The organism is Roseburia sp. OM04-10BH (assembly GCF_003462605.1).
GTDB classification, from domain to species: Bacteria; Bacillota; Clostridia; order Lachnospirales; family Lachnospiraceae; genus Roseburia_C; species Roseburia_C amylophila.
The window spans coordinates 1-1791 of record NZ_QTZI01000032.1 but is presented as its reverse complement, the minus strand read 5'-3'; the positions used below and the strand labels follow the sequence as shown (position 1 = coordinate 1791).

Sequence of the window (1791 nt, the reverse complement as noted above, 5' to 3'; positions counted from 1 at the left end):
TTTGGTCAAGCCCTCGACCGATTAGTAACAGTCAGCTCCACACGTTACCGTGCTTCCACCTCTGCCCTATCTACCTGATACTCTTTCAGGGGTCTTACTGTCTTATAGACAGGGACATCTCATCTTGGGGGGGGCTTCACGCTTAGATGCCTTCAGCGTTTATCCCTTCCGGACTTGGCTACCCAGCTATGGATTTGGTATCCAGCTGATGCACCAGTGGTCCGTCCAGCCCGGTCCTCTCGTACTAAGGCCAGCTCCCCTCAGATATCCTACGCCCGCGCCGGATAGGGACCGAACTGTCTCACGACGTTCTGAACCCAGCTCGCGTACCGCTTTAATGGGCGAACAGCCCAACCCTTGGGACCTGCTACAGCCCCAGGATGCGATGAGCCGACATCGAGGTGCCAAACCACTCCGTCGATGTGAACTCTTGGGAGTGATAAGCCTGTTATCCCCAGGGTAGCTTTTATCCGTTGAGCGATGGCAATCCCACTTTATGCCACCGGATCACTAAGTCCTACTTTCGTACCTGCTCCACCCGTCGGTGTCGCAGTCAAGCTCCCTTCTGCCTTTGCACTCTTTAAATGGTTTCCGACCATTCTGAGGGAACCTTTGAGCGCCTCCGATACCCTTTCGGAGGCGACCGCCCCAGTCAAACTCCCCGCCTGGCATTGTCCCACCGCTGGTTCACAGCGGCTGGTTAGAAACCCAATACTGCAAGGGTGGTATCCCAACAGCGACTCTGTTAAGACTGGCGTCCTAACTTCTTCGTCTCCCACCTATCCTGTACATGCAGTACCGAATCCCAGTACCAAACTGGAGTAAAGCTCCATGGGGTCTTTCCGTCCTGGCGCGGGTAACCAGCATCTTCACTGGTACTTCAATTTCACCGGATGTATTGTCGAGACAGTGCTCAAATCATTACGCCTTTCGTGCGGGTCGGAACTTACCCGACAAGGAATTTCGCTACCTTAGGACCGTTATAGTTACGGCCGCCGTTTACTGGGGCTTAAATTCAAAGCTTCGCTTGCGCTAACCTCTCCTCTTAACCTTCCAGCACCGGGCAGGCGTCAGCCCATATACTTCACCTTTCGGTTTTGCATAGACCTGTGTTTTTGCTAAACAGTTGCTTGAGCCTATTCTCTGCGGCCTGATTTCTCAGGCACCCCTTCTCCCGAAGTTACGGGGTCATTTTGCCGAGTTCCTTAACAATACTTCTTCCGTCGGCCTTAGGATTCTCTCCTCATCCACCTGTGTCGGTTTACGGTACGGGCACATATGGCACAATAGCGGCTTTTCTCGGCAGCCGGTCCGCATGCTTCGCTACTCTAGTTCGCTCCACATCACAGCAAGGATTTTCGTGTGCGGATTTGCCAGCACACCATCCCCTCTGCTTGTACCAGTCTTTCCATTCCTGGCTCATGCTTTCCTTCTGCGTCCCCACAGTTCTGACCATATGTGGTACAGGAATCTAAACCTGTTGTCCATCGGATACGCCTCTCGGCCTCTCCTTAGGTCCCGACTTACCCAGGGCAGATCAGCTTTACCCTGGAATCCTTGGATATTCGGCCGGAAGGATTCTCACCTTCCTCTCGCTACTCATTCCGGCATTCTCTCTTCTTATCCCTCCACTGCTCCTTACCGGTACAGCTTCGTCGGTCTTAAGAATGCTCCTCTACCAATCATACTAGGTATGATTCCACAGCTTCGGTGTTGTGTTTCAGCCCCGGATATTTTCGGCGCAGGGACTCTCGACTAGTGAGCTGTTACGCACTCTTTGAATGAATGGCT

General features: G+C 53.0%; 1 rRNA gene. It reads right to left on the bottom strand.

Going from position 1 to position 1791, the window contains the following annotated elements:
* Nucleotide 1: 1 nt before the first annotated feature.
* Nucleotides 2–1791: ribosomal RNA gene (locus DXB43_RS14910) — 23S ribosomal RNA — on the bottom strand; the annotation flags it as partial.